A 25,189-nucleotide genomic window follows, 5' to 3' on the forward strand; every position below is an offset into this window, starting at 1 on the left:
CTTCGCTTTCGTTATGTGTTTACCGTATCCGCGTTCCAGGCGGAAACCCGCAGGCCCTCCGTGTGGCTGACTGCAAGCGTCCGGTTCTCCCCCGGCTCCAGCCAGAAGAGGCTGTCCTCCGCGGTGAAGACGGTATCGTGCTCCGGGCATTCCACCGTCACACCGACGGCAGGCAGCGTCCCGTCGTTCCTAACAGTGAGCGCCCCCTCCTTCACAGCGACGCGCAGCGCCGTGCGGGGCCGATCGAACAGGCAGCCGGACTGATCCTTGTAATTGAACCAGTAGAAGGTGCGATCCCGCAGTGCCCCCTCCTGCCGTACCTCCGCCGTGATAAACAGGGGGCCTTCGCCCGCGTCCGGCGCGAAATCGCCCAGCCGGATCACCGCCGCTGCGCCGTCCGTCTCAAAGCTCTTGCGCAGAACCGGCCGCAGCGCCGCGTCATAGGCCGCGATGGTCACACAGTAGTCGCCCCGCTCGGCCGTATCGTTGAGCAGGAAAACCGGCAGCGCCCCGCCCGGCGTCAGCGTCGTCGATTCCGTGGTCACACAGGCGTGCAAGGGCGCGTAGCTGTCCGCCAGGACATAGTAGGAGCGCTTGGGCACGCCATAATAATCCACCGTCGACCAAGAGCAGGCGGGATACACGTCGGTCAGCTTATAGTAGCAGATACCGGTCGATTCCGGCCAGCGGGCGCGGAAGCTCTCCAGCGTGTGGCGGATGCAGGTGGCCTGCGCCAGCTGGGTGGCGATGATGAAATGCGCCATGGTGTCCGCGTCGTAGAATTCCGGCACCCTCTTGAGCAGATGGTTCATATCGGGATCGCCCGGCCATTCGTTGAAGCGCGGCGTGTGATAGTTGAAGCTATTTTTCGCCGTCACATCCCACTCGTCCCATTCCTCCCGGGGCAGATACCGCCGCACGCTTTCCAGGTTCGGGGCGGAGGCCATGCCGAATTCCCCCATGAAAGGCGCTTTCAGCTGCAGGGTGGCGTCGATGTCCTGCATGGCCCAGTAGGTGTTGTAGTTATGGATCGAGCCGCCCCAGGGCGAGGTGCGGTGGAACGCCCGGCTGCCGTCCAGCTCGTAGCAGAGGCGGGCCATGGCTTCCATGGTCTCCCCGTCCGCCTGGGGGGATTCGTTGCCGCCCGCCCATTGGATGAGGGACGGATGGCTGCGCAGGCGGGGGATGTTCCACCGAATGGTCTCCAGCAGCTCCTCCCGGGGCTGCTGCTTGTCGCTGTCCCAGCAGGTAGGCCATTCCTGCATGACCATCAGCCCCAGCCGGTCGCACAGGTCGTAGAAATCGTCGCTCTCAGGGATCCCGCCGCCCCAGGCGCGCAGCAGCTGCACGTGCTGCTCCTTGGCCAGGGTGAGGAACCGCTCCGTCCGCTCCCGCGGGCAGCGGAGCAGCGCGTCGGTGGTGCACCAGTTGACCCCTTTGACAAACAAGGGCTTGCCGTTGACGACGAAGGTCCAGTTGTGCCGGTCTTCGCGGGGCCCCTCCGGCAGCGGGGCCATCTCGATGGTGCGCAGGCCAAAGGTGACCCGCCGGCTCTGCCTCGCGCCCCCCGCCTCCATCAGCACCTGAAGCTCATACAGGCAGGGATCACCGTGGCCGTTCGGCCACCAGAGATGGGGATCGGGGATGGACACCTGCGTGTGCAGAAGCCCTCCGGCCCCCTCCACGCGGAAGGCGCAACTCTCCCCCTCGAAATTCACGGGCCGGATGACGCCGGTGAACACCGCGTCCCCCTCGCCTGTCACGGGCAGGCAGATGTCCGCCAGCCCCGCCTGCGGATTCCGGGCCGCCACAAACGGCCGCTCCAGGCAGAGAGCCGGCCTGCCCTCCAGCCGCACGGAATCCCAGATGCCCCGGGTGGGGATGCAGGCGTAATGCCAGCCGTAGACGCAGTTGATGACCACGCCGTTTTTCCAGCCCTCGTCGTGATCCGCGTATTCTGAATAGGCCATGGGGTCGGCCGGCGCGTTCTCAATGCGGACGACCAGCGTGTTTTCTTCACGCAGCAGATGCCCCACCGGATATGTCGGCCCGCCGAACATGCCGCTGTGCTCCCCGAGATACGTGCCGTTAAGCCAGAACCGGGCGCGATAGCATACCCCTTCGAAAATCAGCGTCGGCTCCCCCTCCAGGGAGGCGGCGGAAAACCGCCGCTTCATCCACCACACGCGGTAGCTGTTCTCTCTGGCCAGCTTGTCGTTCCTGCCCACCATCGGATCGGGAATATCGCCGTGTTCCAGCAGGGCGGTGTGCACCGTGCCCGGCACCCGCGCCGGGATGGCGTCCGCCCAGTCTCCAGCCACCCGATCCTTTGTATATCCGTCGGGGGCCAGCTCCCATTCCCCGTCCAGGGACAGCGCCGTCAGCGGCGCGTCTTCACACGCGGGGATGGCCGGCAGCATTGTGCAGGGCGTCAGGGGCGCGTCCAGCGGGGAGGGGCCGGGATTCCAATACGCCTTTTCCACCTCGTCAAGAGAGCGGCGGACTTGCGGATTCTCCTGAGCCATAACGGTTTCCTCCTTCTTATCAGGCGTCAGCCCTTTTCAAAGCGCGTCTTGAATTCTTCCACAATCGGGACGCCGGCGCTGGTGCCGATCCGCTCGGCTCCCGCTTCGATCATCGCCAGCGCATCGTCCAGGGTGCGCACACCACCGGCCGCCTTGACCTTGATTTCACCGCCCACCATGGCCTTCATCAGCTTCACGTCGGCCACCGTCGCGCCCACGGCCACGCCGGGGGCCGGGGTGCCAAAGCCGGTGGAGGTCTTGATGAAATCCGGCTTCACCTTCAAGGCGATTTCGCACAGGATTTTTTTCTCCTCATCCGTCAGATAGCAATTCTCGAAGATCACCTTGCTGGTCTTGCCCGCGGCGCGGCAGACCTCCACGATCTCCCGCATCTCCCGTTCCACATAAGCGAGATTGCCGCTTTTGAGCTCCACGATGTTGTGGACATAGTCGATCTCGTCCGCCCCGTCCGCGATGGCCTGCTTGGTCTCGAACACCTTGTCGGCGATGGTGGTCTGTCCCAGCGGGAACCCGATGGCCGCGCCCACCAGCACGTCGCTGTCCTTCAGGTAAGCCTTGCATTTGGCCACCGGCGCGGAATTGATGGCGATCATCTTGAAATGATACCGGGCGCTCTCTTCGCAGAAGGCCTTGAAATCCGCGTCGCTGACATAAGGCTTCAGCAAGGTCTGATCAAAATATTTGGCAAGGCTGGCGGCGGTCAGTTCTGTTTTCATACGATGGATTCCTCCTATTTTATCACGCAAATACGTCCACGTCCATATCCAGCAGACGGGCCACGGTTTTCAGCTCCTCCACGCAGTCGCCATATACGCCGTGGATATGGTTGCAGGGGAAACGGCTCAGGAATTCGTCGGCGGAAACCTCCAGCCGGGCAAAGGCGCAGGGCCAGGCCGGCGTGGTCGTCGCGCCGAGGGCCAGGGCCTTCTCCCGCGGAAAATCCACGAATTCCGCCGGCACGATGGTCATCCGGTATTTCCCGTCCTTGCGGGCGAGACGGGCCAGGGTCACCTGCCCGCCCTTGGCGAAGTGATGGACGCTGGCCCCGCCGGCGGGGTAATAATGGGTCTCGGGGTAGAAGGTCACGTGCTTCAGATTCTCCTCCGGATCGAGGCTGCCGCCCGCGAAATAGGTGGCGTGCGTGCCGGAATTGGAGAAGAACCACACATTATTTTCCTTGTCGTAGTGCCGTACGTCCGCGAACAGCACCGGAGAGCCGGTCAGCAGCTTGAAAATCTGCATGGTCAGCGCGCCGTCCATGTCTGACTCGGTGGCGGCCACGATAGGCTCGTGAGGGCCGTCCCAATCATAGGGGTCGTTGAGGAAGGCCTCCGCCACGTCCATGGTGATGTACCGATCGGTGAGATCCCCGTGGGCCTTAATGCCGATAAAGTCCAGCCCCCGCCGCTCAATAATCCGCCTGAGGCCGTAATAGGAACGGATTTGCAGCTTCAGCTTGTCGGGCGTCAGCCCCTCGCCGTCGTAGGCGATTTCTCCCACATGGGCTTCCAGCCACCGGAAGGCGGCTTCCACCCGCTCGGCGGGCTCCTCCTCGCCGGTCCGGATGATGTCGTCCTGCTCCACGTTTTCCACGTCGATGCCGAACTCGCGCTGCCACTGCTCCAGATTGGCCACCGCCGTGTACATGCCCAGAGGCCGGCCGCCGAAATTGCCGAAGGTCAGCCCCCGCAGCCTGCGGACGGCCGCAGCCGCCCGCAGGAACGCCGTCATCCGCTGGAATACCGCCGGATCGCTCACCGTCCCCCACAGCCGGGTGTATTTCACCCCCAGCTGGTCGAGGGTGCCGGCCGCCGCCAACATGCCCACCATGCCGCATTCCGACGGATGCAGATTGGAAAACAGCAGATACGGGCCGGGGGCGAAATTCTGCGCCACCGCCGTGAACTGGGGATAGCACCAGATGGCGAAGTTGAAAATGGTCGCCTCGACGTTGGCATCCCGCAGCCGCTGGCCTTCGGCGCGTGCTTCCGCATTGGTATGGATAGCGCACTGTCCCTGCACCACCTCAAAATCACCGGTGGCCTCCAGCGCGGCGGCAATGTCCCGCTGGTAGCGCAGGTTCATCTCCTCGTATTCCTCGTGCAGGTATTCCCGCCCGTCGGACATGGTGAGAATCCCGATTTTTATCCATTTCACGTGAATGCCCTCCGATTCTTTTCTCGTATAAACTCCAGCGCTTCCTTCGCCATGGCGTCCATCTCCGCCTCGTCCGCGCCGCCGCTGAGATCCCGGAACACCTTGATATCCTGGCCCACCTGGCCGCCGGGCTTGACGAAGGGCTCCATCACGATGCCGCCGTCATACCCGATGTCCGCCAGCGCCCGCATCATCTCGTCCCAGGGCATGTGTCCCCGACCGGGCACCTTACGGTTGCATTCCCCCATATGGAAATGACCGAGGTACCCCTTGGAGGCCCGGATGGCGGCCCCGATGTGATCCTCCTCGATGTTCATGTGGAAGCTGTCCAGCAGGAGCTTGACCGCCGGATGCCCCACCTCGTCCACAAAGGCGCGCCCCTCCTCGGCGGTGTTCAGCAGGCACTGCTCGAACCGGTTGACGATTTCCAAGCAATAGGTCACTCCCCGGTCCTCCGCCCGCTTGGCCAGCTCCCGTACGGATAGAAGGGCCTTTCCCCGCATGACGGCCTTGCGGTCAATGGACATTTCCGCCGCCGGCCAGCAGGCGTAGACGATGCCGCCCAGGGTGCCGCCCCCCATCTCCCCGATGCAATCAAGGAGGGTGCTCACATACCGGACGCCTGCCAGCCGGACGCTCTCATCCGGGCTGGACACGTCATACTGGGGCGGCAAGCCGATGCAGTAGGTCAGGCGGACGCCCTCCTCCCGGGCGGCGTCGGCCACGGCCCGCCGCTCGGCCGCTGTCATGTCCGGCAGCGCCCCGGCCCCCAGCTCCAGGATGTCGAAGCCCAGCCGCTTCACTTTACGCACATAGGCCAGATAATCGCCCTGCCACTCCCGCTCCCAAAAAGCAAAATAAATACCAATCGGATTCATGGCGCGTCTCCTTCCCCATTCTTCAGACTCCGGTATAACACGGCCGCTCCCTCCAGCGCGCGCCGATAAGCGGCCGTCCTCTCGCCGTACAAGGCCTCGTATGCCGTTTCCGGAAGCCGGGCGGGTCCGGGGCTTCGGATGGCGGCGGCCGCTTCCTGCGGGGAAGCGTAAGCTCCCGCGGCGCAGCCCGCGAGGATGGCGGCGCCCCTGGTGGCGGTGTCGCCTCCCGTCAGCGGCCGGTAAGGCAGCCCCAGCACGTCGGCCTTGATTTGATTGAACACAGCGCTGTGGGAGCCGCCGCCCGCGCCGGTCACCGTATCCGGGCGCAGCGCCGGATTCGATTCCCGCAGGATATCGAGATACAGCCGGTATTCGTAAGCGACGCTCTCCAGGATGCTGCGGAACAGCGTCCCTGTCCCGTGCTCCCAGCCAAGGCCCAGCCAAGTTCCCCGCACCTCTGGAACGCTCGGGCAGGTGCGCCCCGCGAAGTGGGGCAGGAACAGCAGGCCGCCGCATCCTGGCGCGGCCCCCGCTGCCGCCTCGTCCAGTTCCTTGTAAGTCAGGGCGCTGAGCTTTCGGTACCAGTGCAGGCACATCCCGCCCCCGCTGATATACGCCAGGGCGTTCCACAGCCCATCCGCCGCCGAACGGGTAAAGAGCAGGGTTTTATGCCGCAAATCGGGGGCGTATCGATCGGTCACGCAGGAAAAGATAGAGGCGGTACCCGCCACGTCGTACACCTCGCCCGGCCGAAGCACCCCGGCCCCCAGCGCGGAGGCTGCCGAATCCCCGCAGCCCGCCGCCACCGGTATCCCCGCCGGCAGGCCGCAGGCCGCGGCCATCTCCTTGGTCAGCATCCCGATTCGTTCGGCAGGCCGGCGGATGGCCGGCATTTTCTCCGCCGCCACCCCGAAGGCCCCGAGAAGCCCCTCGTCCCACCGGCGGTTCGGATTGTCGGCAAAGCCGGTGAAATGCAGATGGGTGTCGTCGATGTACGCGTCCCGGGCCGTCAGGCCGCACAGCCGCATCCCCACATAGGCGGAAGGCGGCACAAACCGGGCGATCCGGGCGTAGGCCTCCGGCCGCTCGCCCTTCCACCAGAGGATTTTCGGCCCGTGGTTCACCGTCACCTGCCCGCCGGTCAGGCGGATCACCGCCTCCTCCGCCGCCTCTTTCATGGTGCTGACATAAGGTGCGCAGCGGGTATCCAGCCAGGAGTCGTACGGCGTAACCGCTATCCCGTCTCCGCCGACACCAAGAATCCCCGCCATCTGGGCGTCCACCCCCACCGCGGCGATTTGCCCGGGGGCTATTCCGCTCTTTTCCAGGGCGGCGCGAATGGTGCGGCAGACGCTGCCCAGCATCTCCTCCGGATCCTGCGTGACGGCGCCGGGCTCCGGATGGAGCAGGACGGACGCCTCGAAGCTGTCGGCCAGCAAGGCCCCGTCCGCCGCGTATATGGCCGTTTTAGTGCCCTGGGTGCCAATGTCGCAACCGATGAAACAGGGTCGCATACGCCCGCCTCCTAAAAAAGAATCACGTTTTTCAGGCCGTCCGCCGCCGCCGCATAGTCCAGCGCCTGGCCGATGGCGGTCAGGGGGAGGGTGCGGGTAATGAGCGGCTTCACGTTCAGCACGCCGCTGGAAATAAAGCGCAGGGTCTTGCGGAATTGGGTAAGGCTGGCCCGCGTGGTGCCCGATACCTTTAGCTGCTTATAGTGGATGAGATTGGTGTCCAGCGGCACCGGCTGCCGGTCGGCAGGCACGCCGCCGAAGAAATTTATCCGCGCGTTGTTCCCGCAGACCCGCAGCGCCGTCGCCTGCGCCGCCGGGGAGGGGCAGGCGGTGATACACACCTGCACCCCCTCGCCCCGGGTGTCCCGGGCGATGACCTCCTCGATGTCCCCCTCCACTGTGAGAAAGGCGGGGTCGATGGCCTTGCAGGTGGCCAGGCGCTCGGCGGACAGGTCGTTTATGTACACCCGTCCCGCGCCCGCCATGCGGGCCAGCATCCCGTGCATAATCCCGATGGGCCCCGCGCCGATAATCAGCACGTCGTCCCCCGGCCGGATGTCGCAGCGTTCAAAGCCGTTGCATACGCAGGACAGCGCCTCGTTGATAGCGGCCTCCTCGAAGGATACGCCATCCTCCAGCAGCGTCACGTTCCCCTGTGCCACCGCCTTGGCGGGAATGGCCATGTATTCGGCAAACCCGCCGTCCAGGTTGATGCCCAGCGCTTCGTAGGTGCGGCACAGATGGGTGTTGCCCGCCACGCAGTCGGCGCAGACCCCGCAGCCCATGTTGGGGGCCACCGCCACTCGCTGCCCGGGCCGGTAAGCCGTCACGCGGCTCCCCACCCGCTCGATGATGCCGCTGAGCTCATGGCCCAGGATGCGGGGAGTTTCGGGCGAGATGCCCTTATAGCCGTTGTTCACCATCCGCACGTCGGTGCCGCAGATGGCCGCCGCCTTGACCCGCAGAAGGATTTCGTCCTCCCCGATGACCGGCGTCGGCACCTCCTCCACCCGGATGTCTTTCTTATTATACATTCTCGCGGCTAACATGCGCAATCTCCTTTCTGCGGGAGGAGCCCCCTCCGCCGCCCTTTCCTTAGAGCTTTTCTTTCAGCAGGCGTCCAGTGTGACGATTCTCTTTTCCCGGATAGACTGATTGCCGGCGTTCACCACCTGGACGGCCATCTTGCCGTCGTGGCCGGTGACCAGGGGCGGCGTATCCTCCAGCAGACAGCGAACAAACGCCGTGTCCTCTTCAAGATAAGCGTCCTTGAACAGGAACTTCCAGCTGTTGGTGAACTCCTCGGCCGCCTTCATGTCCGCCGTGCAGACCGTCACCGCCGTCTCCCTGGTTTTGCCCAGGAACACGCAGCCCTTGGTGCCCAGGATCTCCACCCGCGCGTCATAGCCGTACAGCACCCCCTGCGCCCCGTCGATGCAGCCCTGCATCCCGTTGGCAAAGCTGGCGGTCAGCACCACGTTGTCATAGAAATCCGGAAAATCCGCCGCCGCGTCCGGGCAGCGGTAATTGCCGCCGATGGCGTACAGGCTGGCAAACTCGCTTCCCGTAAACCACCGCAGGGTGTCGATGTCATGGCTGTTCACCTCGGCCAGCGGACCGTTGCTCTTGGAAATATCGTACATCCACGGCTTGGGAATGCTGGGGCCCCTGGTGTTGGAGCGCACCATCACCACATCGCCCACGGCCCCGCTGTCCACCACCCGTTTGGCCTGCATGAAGCTCTGGTCGAACCGGCGCATGAACGCCATCTGCAGCTTGACGCCGCATCGGGCCGTCTCGGCCTCCATGGCCGCGCATTCCTCCACCGTCATGGCCATGGGCTTTTCGCACAGGATATGTTTGCCTGCCCGGGCCGCCTCCAGTACGATTTCGCAGTGGTACTTGGTGGGCGTCACCACCACCACCGCGTCTACCGTTTCATCCGCCAAAATCCGGCGGTAATCGGTTTCAAAGCGCTCCAGCTCCAGCTCCTCGCAGGCGGCCCGCGCCGCCGCCTCCACCGGATCGGCCACCGCGGTCAGCGCCGCGTGGGGCACCGAAGCCCGCAGGTTGCGCGCGTGTATCATCCCGGCCCGGCCCGCGCCGATGAGGCCGATAGACAGCTTTCCGTTTTTCATTGCGACATCTCTCCTTTATTCTCCAGCACCGCAAACATCTGCAGATCGAACAGGTTCCAGGTGAGGCCCCCCCCGCGTCCTCGGGGGCGACGCGCACCGTTACCGCCTCTTTCCCCCGCACATACCGGGCGGGGATCACAAACTCGTCCTCCAGCCAGCGCTTGCAGGGGTTGTGGTCAGCGACATACCAGGGGTATTCCGTCACCCGCTCCCCGTCGACGAACACCGCCGCCTTCTGCCGGCCCTTTTCCTGGTCGCTCACCCGGCGGAGGAGCATATAGGCCGCTCCCGGGGGTACGTCCATCCGGAAGGCGCAGCCCGTTCGCGGATAGCGGCCGGTCAGCGTCACCGGCGTCTCGTCGTCGTCCCCCTCGAAATAGCTGGTCAGCGTTACCGGCGTTCCGTCCGCGCAGGTAAAGCCATTTTCCCGCTCCGAGGCATCGTCCCCGACGCGCAGCGCCGCCGTGCGCCGCCGCCGCGCCTCGTCCTGGCCGTAATAGAGCACCGCGCCGCTGTGCTCCAGGTAATTGGTGCGGTTGTCCTCTCCCGATTCGAACCCAAACCGCACCCCGTCCAAAAACGGGTAGCAATCACCGGTCATAAACCGAACCATGGACCAGTCGGTGGAGGCTGGCGAGCGGCCGTCATATCCGCTGGAGGGATTGTACTCCGGCGGGGAGGTAAAGCCCCAGCCATAACAGACATAGCTCTCCGACCCGTCGCTCTCGATCTGCGGCGTGCGCACGCCGTCGATATGTACCCGCACGTCTCCCTCGCAGATGGCATATCCCTCCGGCCCCCCACCGAAGCCGGTAATCACCGCGCCCACAATATGGCCGCTGCCGTGAATATCGGCTATCACGCTGTCCGCCCCCTCCGTATGCCGGCGGGCGTAATATGGGGCGGCCCGGAAATACCCGGCCGGATGCTCCCGATAAAAGTCGGCGTACTCTGTCGTATGCCGGACGGTGAAGCGTTCAAAAACAACGTCCCGCGTTCCGCGATTGGTCACCGTCAGCTCCGCCGACGCGGTATACGGCATGGGCATCTCGTTATAATACGACCCTTCCGCCGACATACCGGCCAGCAGGCAGCGCCCCCATGGTATCCTAGCTCGTTGCCGAACAGGCAGCCGAAGGGCAGCTCCAAATCCGCCTGACCGTGCCCGTCCCAGACGGCCCGCAGCCATAGCTCGGCTGCGTCCTCCCGCCGGAAGCCCCTGGTTCGGCAGCGGATGCCGGATACCAGCCCGGCGACGGAGGCGGCAAACACCTGGCGGGATTTCCCAGGCCGCAGGGAGAACACGCCGCTCTCCTCCCGCTCCTCCCGCTCGAAGGGGATCACGCTGCCCCCGCTCCTTTTCCAGAACGCGGCCAGCGCGGTGTAGCCCTCCTCGTCCGTGCGGAAGGTCTCCACCTCCCGGCCGTCGGTATAGACGTGATAAATCACGTGGCCCCAGCCGCCTTCGCCGCACTCCCGCCGGCAGCCCTCCAGCTTGATGTCGCTGGTGATTTTGCAGCTTTTGGCATAGGGCATGGGTACGAAGCTGCGCGCCACCCGGATGGGCCCCCGTCTATCGGGCCGATATACCGCCCCGCCAGCGGCTCGATGAACGGGTAGACCTCTCCGAACTGGGAATGCCGAATGACAAAGCGCGGCTCCTCCTCCCCGTCGAAATAAAACCGGAAGGTCGGCTCCGGACTGTCTGGATACCGATGCTGCACAAAATTGTATACGCAGCCAGCGCCCTGATGGTCGAACAGCACCCATTCGCCCCGCTCATCCCGATACAGTGACCAGTCCCAGTCCGCGTTGCCGCCGGCCTTGTCGATACTGCCCTCGTAGCGGGCGGTAACCCCATCCCGCAGCAGGGGCAGACACCGGAGATCCCGCATGAATGTCAGTTCCCGCACAGCTCTCATTCCTTATTGTTTATTGTCATTTATTAGTATAAAACGTCACTAAACAAAAGTCAACAATAATATTCGATAATATATATCTGAAAATTGTTCCCATAATTTCAGTCATAACCACCCGTAAAAGGGTGGGCCGAAGGTAGTGTCAAGAGAATTTCGCAAAAAGGAAAAGAGCTCTGAAAAAAAAGTCAGCCGACAGCGGAAGAATCGGTAAACGACGCATCCAAATGCTTCATATATTTCTTGCTGCTCCATGTCGCCGGTTCTCAGTGGGGCAGCAAGAAGTATATGAACATGAAGCATTTAGAGGTGGCATGTGACGATGCCTCTTTTGCTGGTTAACCTCATTCTGCTTTTGACTGCAAACTAATTTGCGCATAAAGCTTGACACTACCTTTTTCCCTTTTTCAATTTGCGCAACTTATTCTACCTTATCCTTTATCACTATTAGTGCTCCCGAAACAAAAAGCGAATAGCCTAAATCAAGTGATATATGAAATTGGGGCGATGATACAAAATTATCATCGCCCCAATTGCTGTAAGTTACTTTATAAATATTATCTGGCAGAGTAATACCGAAATTGCATAAATTGTGAAAGCGCATTCTGCCCATTAGCAAACGGGTAGGATGCGCTTCTTTGACATGAAAGAAAATTTACACAAAATATGAGATGAAAAAACTGACATACTTTTTCATGCAAATGTATGTCAGATCTTTATTTTCGATTGTCTGTTTCGATCTTGTACTTATTCACGTCTAAAGTTTCAAAAAACCGGGCAAAAAGTGGGTCCAGCCCATATTTTTTCTTATCAAGAACCAACGATTTCGTCTGCAAACAACAGAAAGGATTTTTTCTGAAAAAAGACCTCAAAAACGGTTGGAAAATGCTTTTGACATACTCTTTTCAAGATGATGTATGTCAGTTTTTTTAAAAAGAAAAAAGCTCCAAAAACCCAGGGCTTTCGGAGCTTTTTCTATGGCTCCCCCTGTTGGACTCGAACCAACGACCCTGCGGTTAACAGCCGCATGCTCTACCAACTGAGCTAAGGAGGAATATGAAGCAGCATCCGGTTATACCGGATGCTGCTTGTGTCGGCACCTGCTTATTTTCCCGGGCCGCTTCCAGCCAAGTATTTTCAGCGCAAGTGGGCTTAACTGCCGTGTTCGGGATGGGAACGGGTGTACCCCCACCGCCATCGGCACCGACTATTGACGATCGGATAAATCCGACCTATTTGAAAAACCCTTGCGGGATTTTTCCAAACTAACTGCGGATTCACCGCAGACTTGTTGGTAAGTGGTGCGCCATCAGGGACTCGAACCCGGGACACCCTGATTAAGAGTCAGGTGCTCTACCAACTGAGCTAATGGCGCGTGTCCATACGACTCCAAAACGCTTGACAAGGTGTATACCCTGAGAACTGAATAAAGAGAGGAGCAAGAAAGGGAGAGGAGGGGCATCAACCACAACCGCTCCAAGAAACCCAAGAACAATTCCGCTCTTGGTGCATAGGTCAAGCCCTCGGTCTATTAGTACTGCCAAGCTAAAAACATCACTGCTCTTACACATGCAGCCTATCTACCAGGTAGTCTTCCTGGGACCTTACCTGATTACTCAGTGGGATATCTTATCTTAGGGTCGGCTTCACGCTTAGATGCTTTCAGCGTTTATCCGCACCGTACTTAGCTGCCCAGCTGTGCCACTGGCGTGACAACTGGTGCACCAGAGGTACGTCCATCCCGGTCCTCTCGTACTAAGGACAGAGCCCTTCAAATATCCTGCGCCCGCGACAGATAGGGACCGAACTGTCTCACGACGTTCTGAACCCAGCTCGCGTACCACTTTAATCGGCGAACAGCCGAACCCTTGGGACCTACTACAGCCCCAGGATGTGATGAGCCGACATCGAGGTGCCAAACCTCCCCGTCGATGTGGACTCTTGGGGGAGATCAGCCTGTTATCCCCAGGGTAGCTTTTATCCGTTGAGCGACGGCAATTCCACTCTCATACCGCCGGATCACTAACTCCAACTTTCGTTACTGCTCGACCCGTCGGTCTCGCAGTTAGGCTCGCTTATGCGTTTACACTCTAAGGCACGGTTTCCGTCCGTGCTGAGCGAACCTTTGAGCGCCTCCGTTACTCTTTTGGAGGCGACCGCCCCAGTCAAACTGCCCGCCTAACAATGTCCCCCGGCCAGATTCATGGCCGCAGGTTAGAATTCCAATACTTTAAGAGCGGTATCCCAAGGTTGACTCCACAAAGGCTGGCGCCTCTGCTTCCTAGTCTCCCGCCTATCCTGTACATAAAATATCGAAACCCAATATTAAGCTGCAGTGAAGCTCCATGGGGTCTTTCCGTCTTGTCGCGGGTAACCGGCATCTTCACCGGTACTACAATTTCGCCGGGCGGGTAGTTGAGACAGTGCCCAGATCATTACACCATTCGTGCGGGTCGGAACTTACCCGACAAGGAATTTCGCTACCTTAGGACCGTTATAGTTACGGCCGCCGTTCACTGGGGCTTCGATTCGGAGCTTGCACCCCTCCTCTTAACCTTCCAGCACTGGGCAGGTGTCAGCCCCTATACTTCATCTTTCGATTTTGCAGAGACCTGTGTTTTTGCTAAACAGTTGCCTGGGCCTATTCACTGCGGCTCTGTTTCCAGAGCACCCCTTTTCCCGAAGTTACGGGGTCAATTTGCCGAGTTCCTTAACTACCCTTCTCCCGTTGGCCTTAGAATCCTCTTCCTGTCTACCTGTGTCGGTTTGCGGTACGGGCATCCTTGATATACACAAGGCTTTTCTCGCCTTCGTCCACGCATGCTTCCCTACTTGAATTTCAGTCCCTTTCGCCCGGGGCTACCATCGCCCGGGTCATGCGCTTTCAAAGTGTCCCCTTGCTTAAATCTTCGGACGGCTACGGAATATCAACCGTATGTGCATCGACTACGCCTTTCGGCCTCGCCTTAGCTCCCGGCTATCTTGAAGCGGACGAACCTTCCTTCAAAAACCTTAGACTTTCGGCCATTATGATTCTCACATAATTCTCGCTACTCATTCCGGCATTCTCACTTCCATACAGTCCACCAGCGCTTCCGCTCTGACTTCGCCCCGTATGGAACGCTCTCCTACCATTGCATACAAGTATGCAATCCCAAGCTTCGGTACATGGTTTAGCCCCGTTAAATTTTCGGCGCAGGGTCACTCGACCAGTGAGCTATTACGCACTCTTTTAATGAGTGGCTGCTTCTAAGCCAACATCCTGGTTGTCTGTGCAACCCCACATCCTTTTCCACTTAACCATGTTTAGGGACCTTAGCTGTGGGTCTGGGCTCTTTCCCTTTCGACAATGAGACTTATCTCACACTGTCTGACTCCCGGTTATGATTATCTGGCATTCTGAGTTTGATAGGGTTCAGTAACCTCTCGGCCCCTAGCCCATTCAGTGCTTTACCTCCAGTAATCTCAAACCGAGGCTAGCCCTAAAGCTATTTCGGAGAGAACCAGCTATCTCCGAGTTCGATTGGAATTTCTCCGCTACCCACATCTCATCCGCTACCATTTCAACGGGAGTCGGTTCGGTCCTCCATGGCGTTTTACCGCCACTTCAACCTGGACATGGGTAGGTCACACGGTTTCGGGTCGAATACAACTGACTTCATACGCCCTATTCAGACTTGCTTTCGCTGCGGCTCCGGGCCTTAAGCCCTTAACCTTGCCAGTTACATTCACTCGCCGGACCATTCTACAATAGGTACCCGATCACCCCTTGACGGGCTCTCGGTGCTTGTAAGCACAAGGTTTCAGGTTCTATTTCACTCCCCTCCCGGGGTTCTTTTCACCTTTCCCTCACGGTACTCTTCGCTATCGGTCACTGGGTAGTATTTAGGCTTGGAGGGTGGTCCCCCCATCTTCCCACCGGGTTTCACGTGTCCGGCGGTACTCTGGATTCAGCTAGCGGATTTCGCTTTTCGCCTACGAGACTCTCACTCCCTATGGTGCGTCTTCCCATACGCTTCGGCTAAACTACATCCTGCATATCGCTGTCCGAACCCCGGAGGTATTGCTACCTCCGGTTTGGCCTCTTCCCCTTTCGCTCGCCACTACTCAGGGAATCTCTGTTGATGTCTTTTCCTCGCCCTACTTAGATGTTTCAGTTCAGGCGGTTCCCCCCATACACCTATGAATTCAGTGTATGGTGACCGGGCTTATCCGGCCGGGTTTCCCCATTCGGGCATCCACGGGTCAGGCGCCTGCTTTCGGCTAACCGTGGCTTTTCGTAGATCGCTACGCCCTTCATCGGCTCCCAGTGCCAAGGCATCCCCCTTGCGCTCTTTCTAGCTTGACCGAACGAACCTACGCTTCGCGGAGGTTCGTTCCGGAAATATGCTGCGCATATTTCTAGATTAACCTCTACGGGCGTCGTCCGCATTGCTCCAATCATGCTCGAATCATTCTTGGGTTCTTCTTGGCAAAATCATAGTCTGCCATTCGCTCTCGCAAACAGCTTACCCATAATTCTACTTCACTTTGCTTTCTTGCTTTTCTTTATTCAGTTCTCAAGGTACACCGGACAAATTGGGCTTCGCACAATTTGTCCTGGAAATACGCTCCGCGTATTTCTCGGCTAGTTTGTGCTTCGCTCAATCGCGTCCTTTTTGGTTTTTCAGCTTTCTCCGTTCCGCGAGGTATTGACTTTTCAGTCCCTTCCCTCTTGGTTCGCGAATTGCCGCGGCGCCAGCCGCTGGTGGGCTCAAATGGACTCGAACCATCGACCTCACGCTTATCAGGCGTGCGCTCTAACCACCTGAGCTATGAGCCCATATCCGTGGCCGTTTCAAGTTGCCATTCCCGGCCTACCTGTTGCTGCGCGGTCCTCTTCGCTTCGCGAGTGCCAACTTGCCGTTCGTACTCTCTTCAGCGCGTCTTGCCTCCAGCGCAGCTGGTGGTGGAGATGAACAGAATCGAACTGTCGACCCCCTGCTTGCAAGGCAGGTGCTCTCCCAGCTGAGCTACACCCCCATATCCTACAGGTTTGCCTCTCTCGGTTGAGCCTTCCAGCTTCCACCTTCTGAAGATTCCTGGACAGAACAAAACGGCCTAAGCCGTTCCGCCCCATCTTGGAGACCCTCAAAATTAAACAACGTATTCGGTCTGTCCCTATCCTACCCTTGCGGTTTCCGCTTGCGCTTCTTCCGCCTGACCTTGGATTCCGAAGAAGTCTTGCTTCTTCTTCTCTCCATAGAAAGGAGGTGATCCAGCCGCACCTTCCGATACGGCTACCTTGTTACGACTTCACCCCAGTCGCCAATCCTACCTTCGGCAGCGCCCTCCTTGCGGTTGGACTACTGACTTCGGGTATTACCGGCTCCCATGGTGTGACGGGCGGTGTGTACAAGGCCCGGGAACGTATTCACCGCGGCATGCTGATCCGCGATTACTAGCAATTCCGACTTCATATAGGCGAGTTGCAGCCTACAATCTGAACTGGGACCATTTTTGGGGTTTTGCTCCACCTCGCGGTCTTGCTTCCCTCTGTTAATGGCCATTGTAGTACGTGTGTAGCCCAGGTCATAAGGGGCATGATGATTTGACGTCGTCCCCACCTTCCTCCGTTTTGTCAACGGCAGTCTCATTAGAGTGCTCTCGCGTAGCAACTAATGACAAGGGTTGCGCTCGTTGCGGGACTTAACCCAACATCTCACGACACGAGCTGACGACAACCATGCACCACCTGTCTCAACTTTCCCCGAAGGGCACCTAACGCATCTCTGCCTCGTTAGTTGGATGTCAAGACCTGGTAAGGTTCTTCGCGTTGCTTCGAATTAAACCACATACTCCACTGCTTGTGCGGGCCCCCGTCAATTCCTTTGAGTTTCAGCCTTGCGGCCGTACTCCCCAGGTGGATTGCTTATTGTGTTTACTCCGGCACGGAAGGGGTCAGTCCCCCCACACCTAGCAATCATCGTTTACGGCATGGACTACCAGGGTATCTAATCCTGTTTGCTCCCCATGCTTTCGTGCCTCAGCGTCAGTTAAAGCCCAGCAGGCCGCCTTCGCCACTGGTGTTCCTCCTAATATCTACGCATTTCACCGCTACACTAGGAATTCCGCCTGCCTCTACTTCACTCAAGAACGACAGTTTCAAATGCAGCCCCGGGGTTAAGCCCCGGTATTTCACATCTGACTTGCCATCCCGCCTACGCACCCTTTACACCCAGTAAATCCGGACAACGCTCGCTCCCTACGTATTACCGCGGCTGCTGGCACGTAGTTAGCCGGAGCTTACTCTCCAGGTACCGTCATTATCGTCCCTGGCTACTTAGGTTTACAATCCGAAGACCTTCTTCCCTCACGCGGCATTGCTGCATCAGGGTTTCCCCCATTGTGCAATATCCCCCACTGCTGCCTCCCGTAGGAGTCTGGGCCGTGTCTCAGTCCCAATGCGGCCGATCAACCTCTCAGTTCGGCTACCGATCGTCGCCATGGTGAGCCTTTACCCCACCATCTAGCTAATCGGACGCGAGCCCATCCTTCAGCGAATAAATCCTTTGACAACAAAGTCATGCGGCTCCGTTGTGTTATGCGGTATTAGCGTCCGTTTCCAGACGTTATTCCCCACTGAAGGGCAGGTTGCTCACGCGTTACTCGCCCGTCCGCCACTAAGATACAAAAGCAAGCTCTCGTATCCCCGTTCGACTTGCATGTGTTAGGCATGCCGCCAGCGTTCGTCCTGAGCCAGGATCAAACTCTCTAAATATGGTATATATCCGCCGAAGCGGTCTATATCGTCTTTAGAGCTTCTAGCTCATCGCAGCCTCTCTGCTGCCCGCACCGGTTTAGGCCCGGTGTGCCTTTAATTAACGGGTAGTTTTGGTTCTTTCCGTTTACGTTGTTTAATTTTCAAGGTCCCCACTCTACGGCCTTGGAACTCTCCTGCATGTCCGCGGTTTCATTGTTGCCAATGTTTCCCTGCTTTATGCATTTCATTCCCAGCCCATTCCCATCAGAGCCTCTCAGCCCTTGATTTTCCTGGGTTTTTGGCCTCCCGCGGGTTCCCCCGCTCGAGAGCGCTTGACTATAATACCATCCCTCCTCCCCTTTGTCAACTACTTTTTTAATCTTTTTTTGCCTTTTTTCGAAAAAGTTGATTTTCCTCAGCGATTTCCCTTGTTTTCGCCGTTTTCCTACAGGGATTCCGCCCAGCGGCTGATGCCTTGGCGGCCGACTGCCTCCAGCTGCGCGGAAAAGTCCATCCCCAGCGCACACCCCTCCGGGAACACATCAGCCAGCGGCACCAGTACAAAAGCCCTTTCCCCCATGCGAGGATGTGGGAGAGTCAGTTCTTCCCCCTGCAGTGTCTGCCCCTCATAGAGCAGCAAATCCAAATCCAAAGTGCGCGGTCCGTTGAGCGCCGTCCGCACCCGGCCCATGGCCGCCTCGATCCCCAGGCAGGCGCCGAGCAGCGCCCGGGGAGACAGATCGGTCTCCAGCAACACCGCCGCATTGAGAAAAGCCGGCTGATCGACATACCCCACCGGATCGGTCTCATACACGTCGGACGTCTTGAGCACCCGCGTGCGGGGCAAAGCGGCTAAAGCGGCCAGCGCCCGCCGGAGATTGTCCATCCGATCGCCCAGGTTGGCCCCCAGCGCCACCACCACCCGGCTCACGCCCGATTCTCCCGGCGGCGGGTAATCTCCACCGCTACATAGTCAAAATCGGCCGCAATGGGCGCCCGGGGCTTTTTCAGCAGCACCGTCACCGCCTCCACGGGGAAATCAGCCAGCATCGCCTCGGCCACCCGTTGGGCGGCCCGCTCGATGAGATCGTTCTTCTCCGCCTGCATCACCGCCAGCACCCGCTTGGTTACCTTGGAGTAGTTGACGGTGTCGTTCAGGTCATCCGTCGCACCGGGCCGGCGCAGATCCGCCTCCAGCGTGATATCCAGCTCAAACGGCTGTCCCTTTTCCTTTTCGGTCTCCTTAACGCCATGATAGGCATACACCCGCAGCCCGCGGATATAAATCTTATCCATGTTTTTCCTCCATCAATTCCCGCAGCATTTTCTCCGGATTCTCCAGAAAGCTTCGGGTAATCCGGTAGCTGTCGGTCTCCCGATAGGCGCACGGCCGGATCCCCTCGTCCGAAAACGCATAAATCCGCGCCCCCGGATAGGCGGTCAGAATCGGCGAGTGGGTAGCGATCAGCACCTGGGAGCCGCCCTGCACCAACTCGTGCAGCCTATATAATAGGGATAATTGCCTAGCCGCCGACAGGGCCGCCTCCGGCTCGTCCAGGATATACAGCCCCCGTCCGCGGAACCGGCTGAGCGCCAGCGATAAAAAGCTTTCGCCATGGGACTGGGCGTGCAGGGGTTTGCCGCCGTACCCCTCCAGGTTCAGCTCCAGTTTCTCCACCTGGGAGGCCACATTGTAGAAGCTCTCGGCCCGCAGAAAATACCCGTCCTCAGGCAAAAGCGCCGATTTCTCCAGAACGATCCCTTTATAAAAGTCCGCATGAGTCTCGGCAGTGGAAAAATTGAAATCCACCGAGCCGCCTTCTGCGTTAAATCCCCAGTTCACCGCAATGGCTTCCAGCAAAGTGGACTTGCCGCTGCCGTTTTCTCCGACGAAAAATGTCACGGCTTCGGAGAGCTCCACCTCGCGGGTGTTCCGGATGGCAGGCAGCTCCCACACATACCGATCCCGCAGCGGTATCTCCCGCCGGAACCGGACCCGGCGGATAAACCGCCGGTCGATCATCTCTCGCGGCGGCACGCGTCCGCCACACGGGCCGCCTGCACGGCCGGCGCCACATCGTGCACCCGCAGAATATGCGCACCGTTCCATTGGGCCAGCGTATGGATGGCCAGCGTACCTGGCAGCCGCTCCTCAAAAGGCGGATTGCCGCACCACATGCCGACCACCCTTTTGCGGGACGCACCCACCAGCACAGCGGTTTCCGGCAGACCGGCCAGCACCTGCGGCAACCGGGCGATGAGCTGCACGTCTCCCAGCCGCGGCTTGCCGAAGCCGATGCCCGGATCCAGGCACACCGCCTCCCGAGCCAGCCCCGCCTGTTCCGCCGCTTCCAGCGCCTCCAGGAAATAGGCGCGCACCGCCCCTGCCGCGTCCGCGCCGCCCTCGTCGTCCGCGCCGCCGCCTGCATGCATCATCACCAGTCCCGCCCCGTACCGGGCTGCGACGCCGGGCATACCGTTTTGCAGGGAGCCGGACACATCGTTGATAATGTGCGCCCCGGCCTCCAGCGCTCTGGCCGCTACCTCAGGATAATATGTGTCGATGGAAACCGGGATCGTCACCCGCCCACTGAGCACCTCCAGCACCGGCCGCAGCCGGCCCCATTCCTCCTCAGCCGTCACCGGGATATGCCCGGGCCGGGTGGACTGGGCGCCAATGTCCAGCACATCCGCCCCTTCCGCTTGGATGGCCAGGGCCCGCTCCACAGCGGCCTCCACCGTGTCGTACCGTCCCCCGTCAGAAAAGCTGTCCGGCGTAATGTTGAGAATCCCCATAATATGGGTGTGCTGCGTCAAATCCAACTCCCCGCCGCGATAGTGAAATCTAGGCATATGCCGTCCCCTTTCCAATAAAAAACCGCCCCCGCAAAACGGGGGCGGGAATACCCTTTCAGTCAGAGCCGACTCATCGGGCGGCGTCCCTTTATTTCGCCCGCCGCTTTTCCGCAGCAGCCGCCACCAGACCCTTAAACAGGGGATGCGGGCGGTTGGGCCGGGACTTGAATTCCGGATGGAACTGACAGGCCACAAACCAGGGATGATCGGGAATTTCCACCATTTCCACAATGTGCTTGTCCGGCGAAATCCCCGCAAGCATCATGCCGGCGTTCTGCATCTGCTCCCGGTAGTCGTTGTTGAATTCATAACGGTGCCGATGCCGCTCATAAATCAATTCCTCGCCGTACTGGGCATAGGACTTAGAACGGATATCCAACACGCAGGGATACTGCCCCAGGCGCATGGTGCCGCCCCGCTGATCCACATCCCGCTGGTCGGGCATGAGATCAATAACATTGTGAGGAGAGGCGGGATCGATCTCCGCCGTGTTGGCGTCGGCGTATCCCAGCACATTGCGGGCGAATTCCACTACCGCGACCTGCATGCCCAGGCAGATGCCCAGGAAGGGGATCTGGTTTTCGCGGGCATAGCGGACGGCGGCGATTTTTCCCTCCACCCCGCGGGAGCCGAAGCCACCAGGCACCAGGATGCCATCCGCGTTGCACAGCACCAGAGAGGCCGTCTCGTCGGTGACGGTCTCGGAATCGATCCACAGAATATTCACCGCGGCGCCTACCGGGATGCCGCCGTGCTTGAGAGCCTCGGCGACGCTGAGATACGCGTCGTGAAGCTCCACATATTTGCCCACCAGGGCAATGTTGACGGTGACAGTGGGGTTGCGCAGGCAGTCCACCATATGGGTCCACTCGGCCAAATCCGGCTCCAGGTCGCCCAGGCCGAATTCCTTGCACACGATGGAGGCGAGCCCCTCCTCCTCCAGCACCAGCGGCGCCTCGTACAACAGACTCACATCGCAGTTTTCAATGACGCATTCCCGCTTGACGTTGCAGAACAATGCGATCTTGTCCCGCAGGTCGGAGGGAAGATGCTGCTCGCTCCGGCAGACGATGATATCGGGCTGAATGCCCAGGGACAGTAACTCCTTAACCGAGTGCTGGGTGGGCTTGGTCTTCAGTTCCTGGGACGCGGCGATATACGGCACCAGCGTCACATGGAGGAACAGGCAGTCGCGGCGGCGCTGGCTGGCGAACTGACGGATAGCCTCCAGAAAGGGCAACCCCTCGATGTCGCCCACGGTGCCGCCAATTTCGATAATATGCACGTCGTATTTGTCCGCGTCCAGCTCGATGCGGCGCTTAATTTCATTGGTGATATGCGGGATCACCTGCACGGTGCCCCCGTCATAATCCCCCTGCCGCTCCTTCTGCAGCACGTTCCAGTACACCTTGCCGGAAGTGACCGAGCTGTTTTGCGACAGGCTGACGTCGATGAACCGCTCGTAATGCCCCAGATCCAGGTCGGTTTCCGCGCCGTCGTCGGTGACGAACACTTCGCCATGCTGAATAGGATTCATCGTGCCGGGATCGATGTTCAGATACGGATCCAGCTTCTTGACCGAAACCGTCAACCCCCGGCTTTTGAGCAGTCTTCCCAAAGAAGCCGCTGTAATCCCTTTTCCCAGCCCGGAAACCACGCCGCCTGTGACAAATACGTATTTTGCTGCCATGTCGCATCCTCCAAAAATATCCTCTTGTATTTAACTTCTTCCCATCAGCCCTGTACCGGGCGTATCGGCACGCCGTGCGCCGCCAGATACGCCTTGAGATCCGGAATACCGATTTCGTGGTAATGAAACAGGGAGGCCGCCAACACGGCATCCGCCTTCCCCTTTTGAAACGCGTCCAGAAAATGCTCCATAGCGCCCGCGCCCCCGGAAGCAATGACGGGAATCCCCGCCCGCCCCGATACGGCGGCGGTCAGCTCCAAATCGTAGCCGGCCTTGGTGCCGTCGGCGTCCATGCTGGTCAACAGGATTTCCCCCGCCCCCAGCGCCTCGACCCGGGCGGCCCATTCCAGGGCATCCAGTCCCGTGTTCTGCCTCCCGCCGGTCTTGTACACGTCCCAGCCGGAACCGTCCGGTCTCCTGCGGGCGTCGATAGCCACCACCACGCACTGACTGCCGAACCGCTGCGCGGCCTCCCGGATAAGCTCCGGCCGGTCGATCGCTGCGGAATTGACGGAAATTTTGTCCGCCCCCTGCAGCAGGACGGATCGAAAATCCTCCGCCGTGCGGATACCGCCCCCCACCGTGAAAGGAATGGTCAGCTTTTCCGCCACCCGGGCGGCCAGCTCCGCCGCCGTGGCCCTCCCCTCATGGGAAGCGGTGATGTCCAAGAACACCACCTCGTCGGCCCCCGCCTGCGAATAGGCGGCGGCCACCTCCACCGGATCCCCCGCGTCCCGGAGATCCACGAAATTCACGCCCTTGACCACCCGGCCGTCCTTCACGTCCAGGCAGGGGATGATGCGCTTAGCAAACATCAGCCGCCCCCCTTTCGGTCCAGCGGATGAAGTTCATCAGCATCCGTTCCCCCACCGGCCCCGATTTCTCCGGGTGGAACTGCATGCCCGCCACGTTCCCCCGCTGCACGGCCGCGTGAAAGTCGATCCCGTACCGGGCGCAGGCCAGTACGTCCTCCGGCTTGTCCGCCGCGCAGGCGTAGGAATGGACGAAATACACATATGGATCCGCCGGCAACCCGTCGAGCAGAGGGCTTTCCTTGGCCAGCGTCAGGCTGTTCCACCCCATATGGGGGATTTTCAGCCCGCAGTCGGGCAGCCGGCGCACCTGGCCGGGTATCAGCCCCAGCCCCCGGATGCCCGGGCCCTCCTCGCTGCCGTCGAACAGGGCCTGCATTCCCAGGCAAATCCCCAGGAACGGGCGGCCGCTCTCCGCGAACGCGTACAGGGCGGGCACCACGCCGCTGTTCTCCAGCGCCGCCATCGCGTCGGCAAACGCGCCCACGCCCGGCAGAATCAGCCCGTCGGCCCCGGCCATCACGTCCGGGTCGCGGGTAATGACCGCCTCGGCTCCCAACCGCGCCAGCGCCAGGTCGACGCTGCGCAGATTGCCCGCGCCGTAATCCACCACCGCAATCAATCACCCCGCCCCCCTTTCGCGCTTTCATAAAACATACTTATTTATTTTACCATCAGCGCCCTGTCCGGTCAAGACGAAAAAGCGATTTCTCTTTTACTCAATTGTAGGATTACAATAGATATTGGACAATAAGAAATAAAAAAAGAAAGATGAGCGCACAAGAGGTAGAATGGAGTTACCAGACAACATTCACCGAAAGGAAGTGCCTCATCTTTCATGGCCAGTATAACACAAGATATGAAGTGGCGACAATCCCTCATGAAATATGCCGAGAAATATAGAGTAAGCCGTGCTAGTCGAAAGTACAATAAAAGCCGGTCGTATATCTACCTCTGGAAAGTCCGGTGGGACGGCACAGCGGAATCGCTCTGCTGCCAGAGCAGACGCCCGCACAGCCATCCCAACCAGCATACGGAGGAGGAATTGAAGCTCATCCGGGACATGCGCCGGAGAAATCCCACACTGGGTCTGCCGGAACTGTGGTGTCTGTTATGCAAGCGAGGCTACACCCGGCGTCCCGAATCCCTTTTCCGCGTTATGAGACGCATGGAACTGCTGCCGATGCCCAAACCGAAAAAGGCGTATATCCCCAAGCCTTATGAGCAGATGACCTACCCCCGTCAGCGGGTCCAAGTGGATGTGAAAGTCGTTCCACGTTCCTGTATCGCCGACCCAGAGCTGCGTCTTTTCCAGTACACCGCCATTGATGAGTTCAGCCGTTTGCGTTTCCTTGGCGCATATGAAGAGCAGAGCACCTATTCCTCCGCCGACTTCCTTGAAAAGATGACCGCCTGGTTCCGAAGGCGCGGCGTCACTGTTGAGTGCGTTCAAACCGACAATGGTTTTGAATTTACCAATCGCTTTTCCAACTCCAAAAAGGATATTCCCACCCGTTTCGAAAAGACAGCTGCTCGTTTGGGCATCCGTCACAAACTCATTCCTCCCTATACACCCCGCCATAACGGCAAGGTTGAACGCAGCCACCGCGAGGATCAAAAACGTCTTTACGACTCCCACCGCTTCTTCTCACTCGCCGATTTTGCTCATCAGCTCTCTGTTCACAACGCTCGCTCCAATCTTAGACCGATGCGCCCTCTTTACTGGCTCTCTCCCATTGACGCTCCTCATTCCTACACTGTCCAACTTGTTTGACAATCTTACAAAAAAGTGATTTCTCTTTTACTCAATATAAACAGACGACAAAATTTCACCTTCTAATTTGCAACAACAATTGGTAGATTATTTATAAATATTCTCATATCAATATTGAAATACTTAAAAAAGAGTGGTATAGTCATAATGCTTTGGTAGTTGTATA

General features: G+C 59.4%; 18 protein-coding genes, 4 tRNA genes and 3 rRNA genes. 1 reads left to right on the forward strand and 24 read right to left on the reverse strand.

The features are described from left to right. Nucleotides 1–11: 11 nt before the first annotated feature. From ACSAMM_RS11745 to hisH, 24 genes are all read right to left on the reverse strand, one after another. The gene (locus tag ACSAMM_RS11745) at nucleotides 12–2,525 is read right to left on the reverse strand and encodes a glycoside hydrolase family 2 protein (protein WP_457791561.1); all 2,514 of its coding nucleotides are present in this window, start codon (nucleotides 2,523–2,525) and stop codon (nucleotides 12–14) included. Nucleotides 2,526–2,551: 26 nt separating this feature from the next. Beyond that, nucleotides 2,552–3,262 (reverse strand): deoxyribose-phosphate aldolase, encoded by a 711-nt coding sequence (deoC, locus tag ACSAMM_RS11750; RefSeq protein WP_457791563.1) that lies wholly within the window; start codon nucleotides 3,260–3,262, stop codon nucleotides 2,552–2,554. Between the two features lie 22 nt (nucleotides 3,263–3,284). Continuing rightward, a complete protein-coding gene (locus ACSAMM_RS11755) occupies nucleotides 3,285–4,703 on the reverse strand; it encodes an L-fucose/L-arabinose isomerase family protein (RefSeq protein WP_457791565.1) in 1,419 nt (472 codons plus the stop codon). Further along, complete coding sequence (locus ACSAMM_RS11760; RefSeq protein ID WP_457791566.1) at nucleotides 4,700–5,581, reverse strand: D-psicose 3-epimerase; 882 nt, start codon at nucleotides 5,579–5,581, stop codon at nucleotides 4,700–4,702. The genes ACSAMM_RS11755 and ACSAMM_RS11760 overlap by 4 nt, the downstream gene beginning before the upstream one ends. Next, nucleotides 5,578–7,095 carry a xylulokinase gene (locus ACSAMM_RS11765; protein ID WP_457791567.1) on the reverse strand — a complete coding sequence of 506 codons (1,518 nt, stop codon included), beginning with the start codon at nucleotides 7,093–7,095 and terminating at the stop codon, nucleotides 5,578–5,580. The genes ACSAMM_RS11760 and ACSAMM_RS11765 overlap by 4 nt, the downstream gene beginning before the upstream one ends. Before the next feature lie 11 nt (nucleotides 7,096–7,106). Then, on the reverse strand, nucleotides 7,107–8,144 hold the full coding sequence (locus ACSAMM_RS11770) for an alcohol dehydrogenase catalytic domain-containing protein (RefSeq protein WP_457791568.1): 1,038 nt from the start codon (nucleotides 8,142–8,144) through the stop codon (nucleotides 7,107–7,109). A gap of 60 nt (nucleotides 8,145–8,204) precedes the next feature. Next, entirely contained in the window at nucleotides 8,205–9,182 is a 978-nt protein-coding gene (locus ACSAMM_RS11775; protein ID WP_457792185.1) for a Gfo/Idh/MocA family protein, read from the reverse strand. After that, nucleotides 9,064–10,275, reverse strand: a complete 1,212-nt coding sequence (locus ACSAMM_RS11780; RefSeq protein WP_457791569.1) for a DUF2961 domain-containing protein — start codon at nucleotides 10,273–10,275, stop codon at nucleotides 9,064–9,066. The genes ACSAMM_RS11775 and ACSAMM_RS11780 overlap by 119 nt, the downstream gene beginning before the upstream one ends. Next, nucleotides 10,248–10,790, reverse strand: coding sequence for a hypothetical protein (locus tag ACSAMM_RS11785; RefSeq protein WP_457791570.1), 543 nt, complete (start codon nucleotides 10,788–10,790; stop codon nucleotides 10,248–10,250). The genes ACSAMM_RS11780 and ACSAMM_RS11785 overlap by 28 nt, the downstream gene beginning before the upstream one ends. Beyond that, complete coding sequence (locus ACSAMM_RS11790) at nucleotides 10,679–11,146, reverse strand: hypothetical protein (RefSeq protein ID WP_457791571.1); 468 nt, start codon at nucleotides 11,144–11,146, stop codon at nucleotides 10,679–10,681. The genes ACSAMM_RS11785 and ACSAMM_RS11790 overlap by 112 nt, the downstream gene beginning before the upstream one ends. Before the next feature lie 981 nt (nucleotides 11,147–12,127). Then, nucleotides 12,128–12,203: transfer RNA gene (locus ACSAMM_RS11795), tRNA-Asn, on the reverse strand. A 37-nt stretch (nucleotides 12,204–12,240) separates the two neighbouring features. Next, nucleotides 12,241–12,357, reverse strand: a 5S ribosomal RNA gene (gene rrf, locus ACSAMM_RS11800). A 91-nt stretch (nucleotides 12,358–12,448) separates the two neighbouring features. After that, nucleotides 12,449–12,524 (reverse strand) — tRNA-Lys (locus ACSAMM_RS11805). A gap of 136 nt (nucleotides 12,525–12,660) precedes the next feature. Beyond that, a 23S ribosomal RNA gene (locus ACSAMM_RS11810) occupies nucleotides 12,661–15,497 on the reverse strand. 397 nt (nucleotides 15,498–15,894) lie between these two features. After that, nucleotides 15,895–15,971: transfer RNA gene (locus ACSAMM_RS11815), tRNA-Ile, on the reverse strand. 124 nt (nucleotides 15,972–16,095) lie between these two features. Then, a tRNA-Ala gene (locus tag ACSAMM_RS11820) sits at nucleotides 16,096–16,171 on the reverse strand. A 223-nt stretch (nucleotides 16,172–16,394) separates the two neighbouring features. Next, nucleotides 16,395–17,909, reverse strand: a 16S ribosomal RNA gene (locus tag ACSAMM_RS11825). Together the 16S, 23S and 5S rRNA genes with 4 tRNA genes alongside form the textbook arrangement of a ribosomal RNA operon. A gap of 427 nt (nucleotides 17,910–18,336) precedes the next feature. Next, the gene (gene folK / locus ACSAMM_RS11830) at nucleotides 18,337–18,822 is read right to left on the reverse strand and encodes a 2-amino-4-hydroxy-6-hydroxymethyldihydropteridine diphosphokinase (protein ID WP_457791572.1); all 486 of its coding nucleotides are present in this window, start codon (nucleotides 18,820–18,822) and stop codon (nucleotides 18,337–18,339) included. Beyond that, on the reverse strand, nucleotides 18,819–19,187 hold the full coding sequence (folB, locus tag ACSAMM_RS11835) for a dihydroneopterin aldolase (protein WP_457791573.1): 369 nt from the start codon (nucleotides 19,185–19,187) through the stop codon (nucleotides 18,819–18,821). Before folB ends, folK begins: the two co-directional genes overlap by 4 nt. After that, a complete protein-coding gene (locus ACSAMM_RS11840) occupies nucleotides 19,180–19,914 on the reverse strand; it encodes an AAA family ATPase (protein WP_457792187.1) in 735 nt (244 codons plus the stop codon). The genes folB and ACSAMM_RS11840 overlap by 8 nt, the downstream gene beginning before the upstream one ends. Next, complete coding sequence (gene folP / locus ACSAMM_RS11845) at nucleotides 19,911–20,744, reverse strand: dihydropteroate synthase (protein ID WP_457791574.1); 834 nt, start codon at nucleotides 20,742–20,744, stop codon at nucleotides 19,911–19,913. Before folP ends, ACSAMM_RS11840 begins: the two co-directional genes overlap by 4 nt. Nucleotides 20,745–20,835: 91 nt before the next feature. Beyond that, on the reverse strand, nucleotides 20,836–22,437 hold the full coding sequence (locus ACSAMM_RS11850; RefSeq protein ID WP_457791575.1) for a CTP synthase: 1,602 nt from the start codon (nucleotides 22,435–22,437) through the stop codon (nucleotides 20,836–20,838). Between the two features lie 44 nt (nucleotides 22,438–22,481). Then, nucleotides 22,482–23,252, reverse strand: coding sequence for an imidazole glycerol phosphate synthase subunit HisF (hisF, locus tag ACSAMM_RS11855; protein WP_178724280.1), 771 nt, complete (start codon nucleotides 23,250–23,252; stop codon nucleotides 22,482–22,484). Then, on the reverse strand, nucleotides 23,242–23,871 hold the full coding sequence (hisH, locus tag ACSAMM_RS11860) for an imidazole glycerol phosphate synthase subunit HisH (protein ID WP_457791577.1): 630 nt from the start codon (nucleotides 23,869–23,871) through the stop codon (nucleotides 23,242–23,244). The genes hisF and hisH overlap by 11 nt, the downstream gene beginning before the upstream one ends. A 258-nt stretch (nucleotides 23,872–24,129) precedes the next feature. On the opposite strand from hisH, the gene ACSAMM_RS11865 reads away from it, so the two are divergent. After that, on the forward strand, nucleotides 24,130–25,023 hold the full coding sequence (locus ACSAMM_RS11865) for a DDE-type integrase/transposase/recombinase (protein WP_457791579.1): 894 nt from the start codon (nucleotides 24,130–24,132) through the stop codon (nucleotides 25,021–25,023). Nucleotides 25,024–25,189: the final 166 nt, after the last annotated feature.

It is taken from the genome of Anaeromassilibacillus sp. SJQ-5 (assembly GCF_054108045.1).

What these genes read in the sequence shown, in the direction of transcription:
- ACSAMM_RS11745 (WP_457791561.1), bottom strand. Translation starts at nt 2,525, where the DNA reads ATGGCTCAGGAGAATCCGCAAGTCCGCCGCTCTCTTGACGAGGTGGAA.
- deoC (WP_457791563.1), bottom strand. Translation starts at nt 3,262, where the DNA reads ATGAAAACAGAACTGACCGCCGCCAGCCTTGCCAAATATTTTGATCAG.
- ACSAMM_RS11760 (WP_457791566.1), bottom strand. Translation starts at nt 5,581, where the DNA reads ATGAATCCGATTGGTATTTATTTTGCTTTTTGGGAGCGGGAGTGGCAG.
- ACSAMM_RS11765 (WP_457791567.1), bottom strand. Translation starts at nt 7,095, where the DNA reads ATGCGACCCTGTTTCATCGGTTGCGACATTGGCACCCAGGGCACTAAA.
- ACSAMM_RS11770 (WP_457791568.1), bottom strand. Translation starts at nt 8,144, where the DNA reads ATGTTAGCCGCGAGAATGTATAATAAGAAAGACATCCGGGTGGAGGAG.
- ACSAMM_RS11775 (WP_457792185.1), bottom strand. Translation starts at nt 9,182, where the DNA reads ATGATACACGCGCGCAACCTGCGGGCTTCGGTGCCCCACGCGGCGCTG.
- ACSAMM_RS11780 (WP_457791569.1), bottom strand. Translation starts at nt 10,275, where the DNA reads ATGCCGTATACCGCGTCGGCGGAGCTGACGGTGACCAATCGCGGAACG.
- folB (WP_457791573.1), bottom strand. Translation starts at nt 19,187, where the DNA reads ATGGATAAGATTTATATCCGCGGGCTGCGGGTGTATGCCTATCATGGC.
- ACSAMM_RS11840 (WP_457792187.1), bottom strand. Translation starts at nt 19,914, where the DNA reads ATGATCGACCGGCGGTTTATCCGCCGGGTCCGGTTCCGGCGGGAGATA.
- folP (WP_457791574.1), bottom strand. Translation starts at nt 20,744, where the DNA reads ATGCCTAGATTTCACTATCGCGGCGGGGAGTTGGATTTGACGCAGCAC.
- ACSAMM_RS11850 (WP_457791575.1), bottom strand. Translation starts at nt 22,437, where the DNA reads ATGGCAGCAAAATACGTATTTGTCACAGGCGGCGTGGTTTCCGGGCTG.
- hisF (WP_178724280.1), bottom strand. Translation starts at nt 23,252, where the DNA reads ATGTTTGCTAAGCGCATCATCCCCTGCCTGGACGTGAAGGACGGCCGG.
- ACSAMM_RS11865 (WP_457791579.1), top strand. Translation starts at nt 24,130, where the DNA reads ATGAAATATGCCGAGAAATATAGAGTAAGCCGTGCTAGTCGAAAGTAC.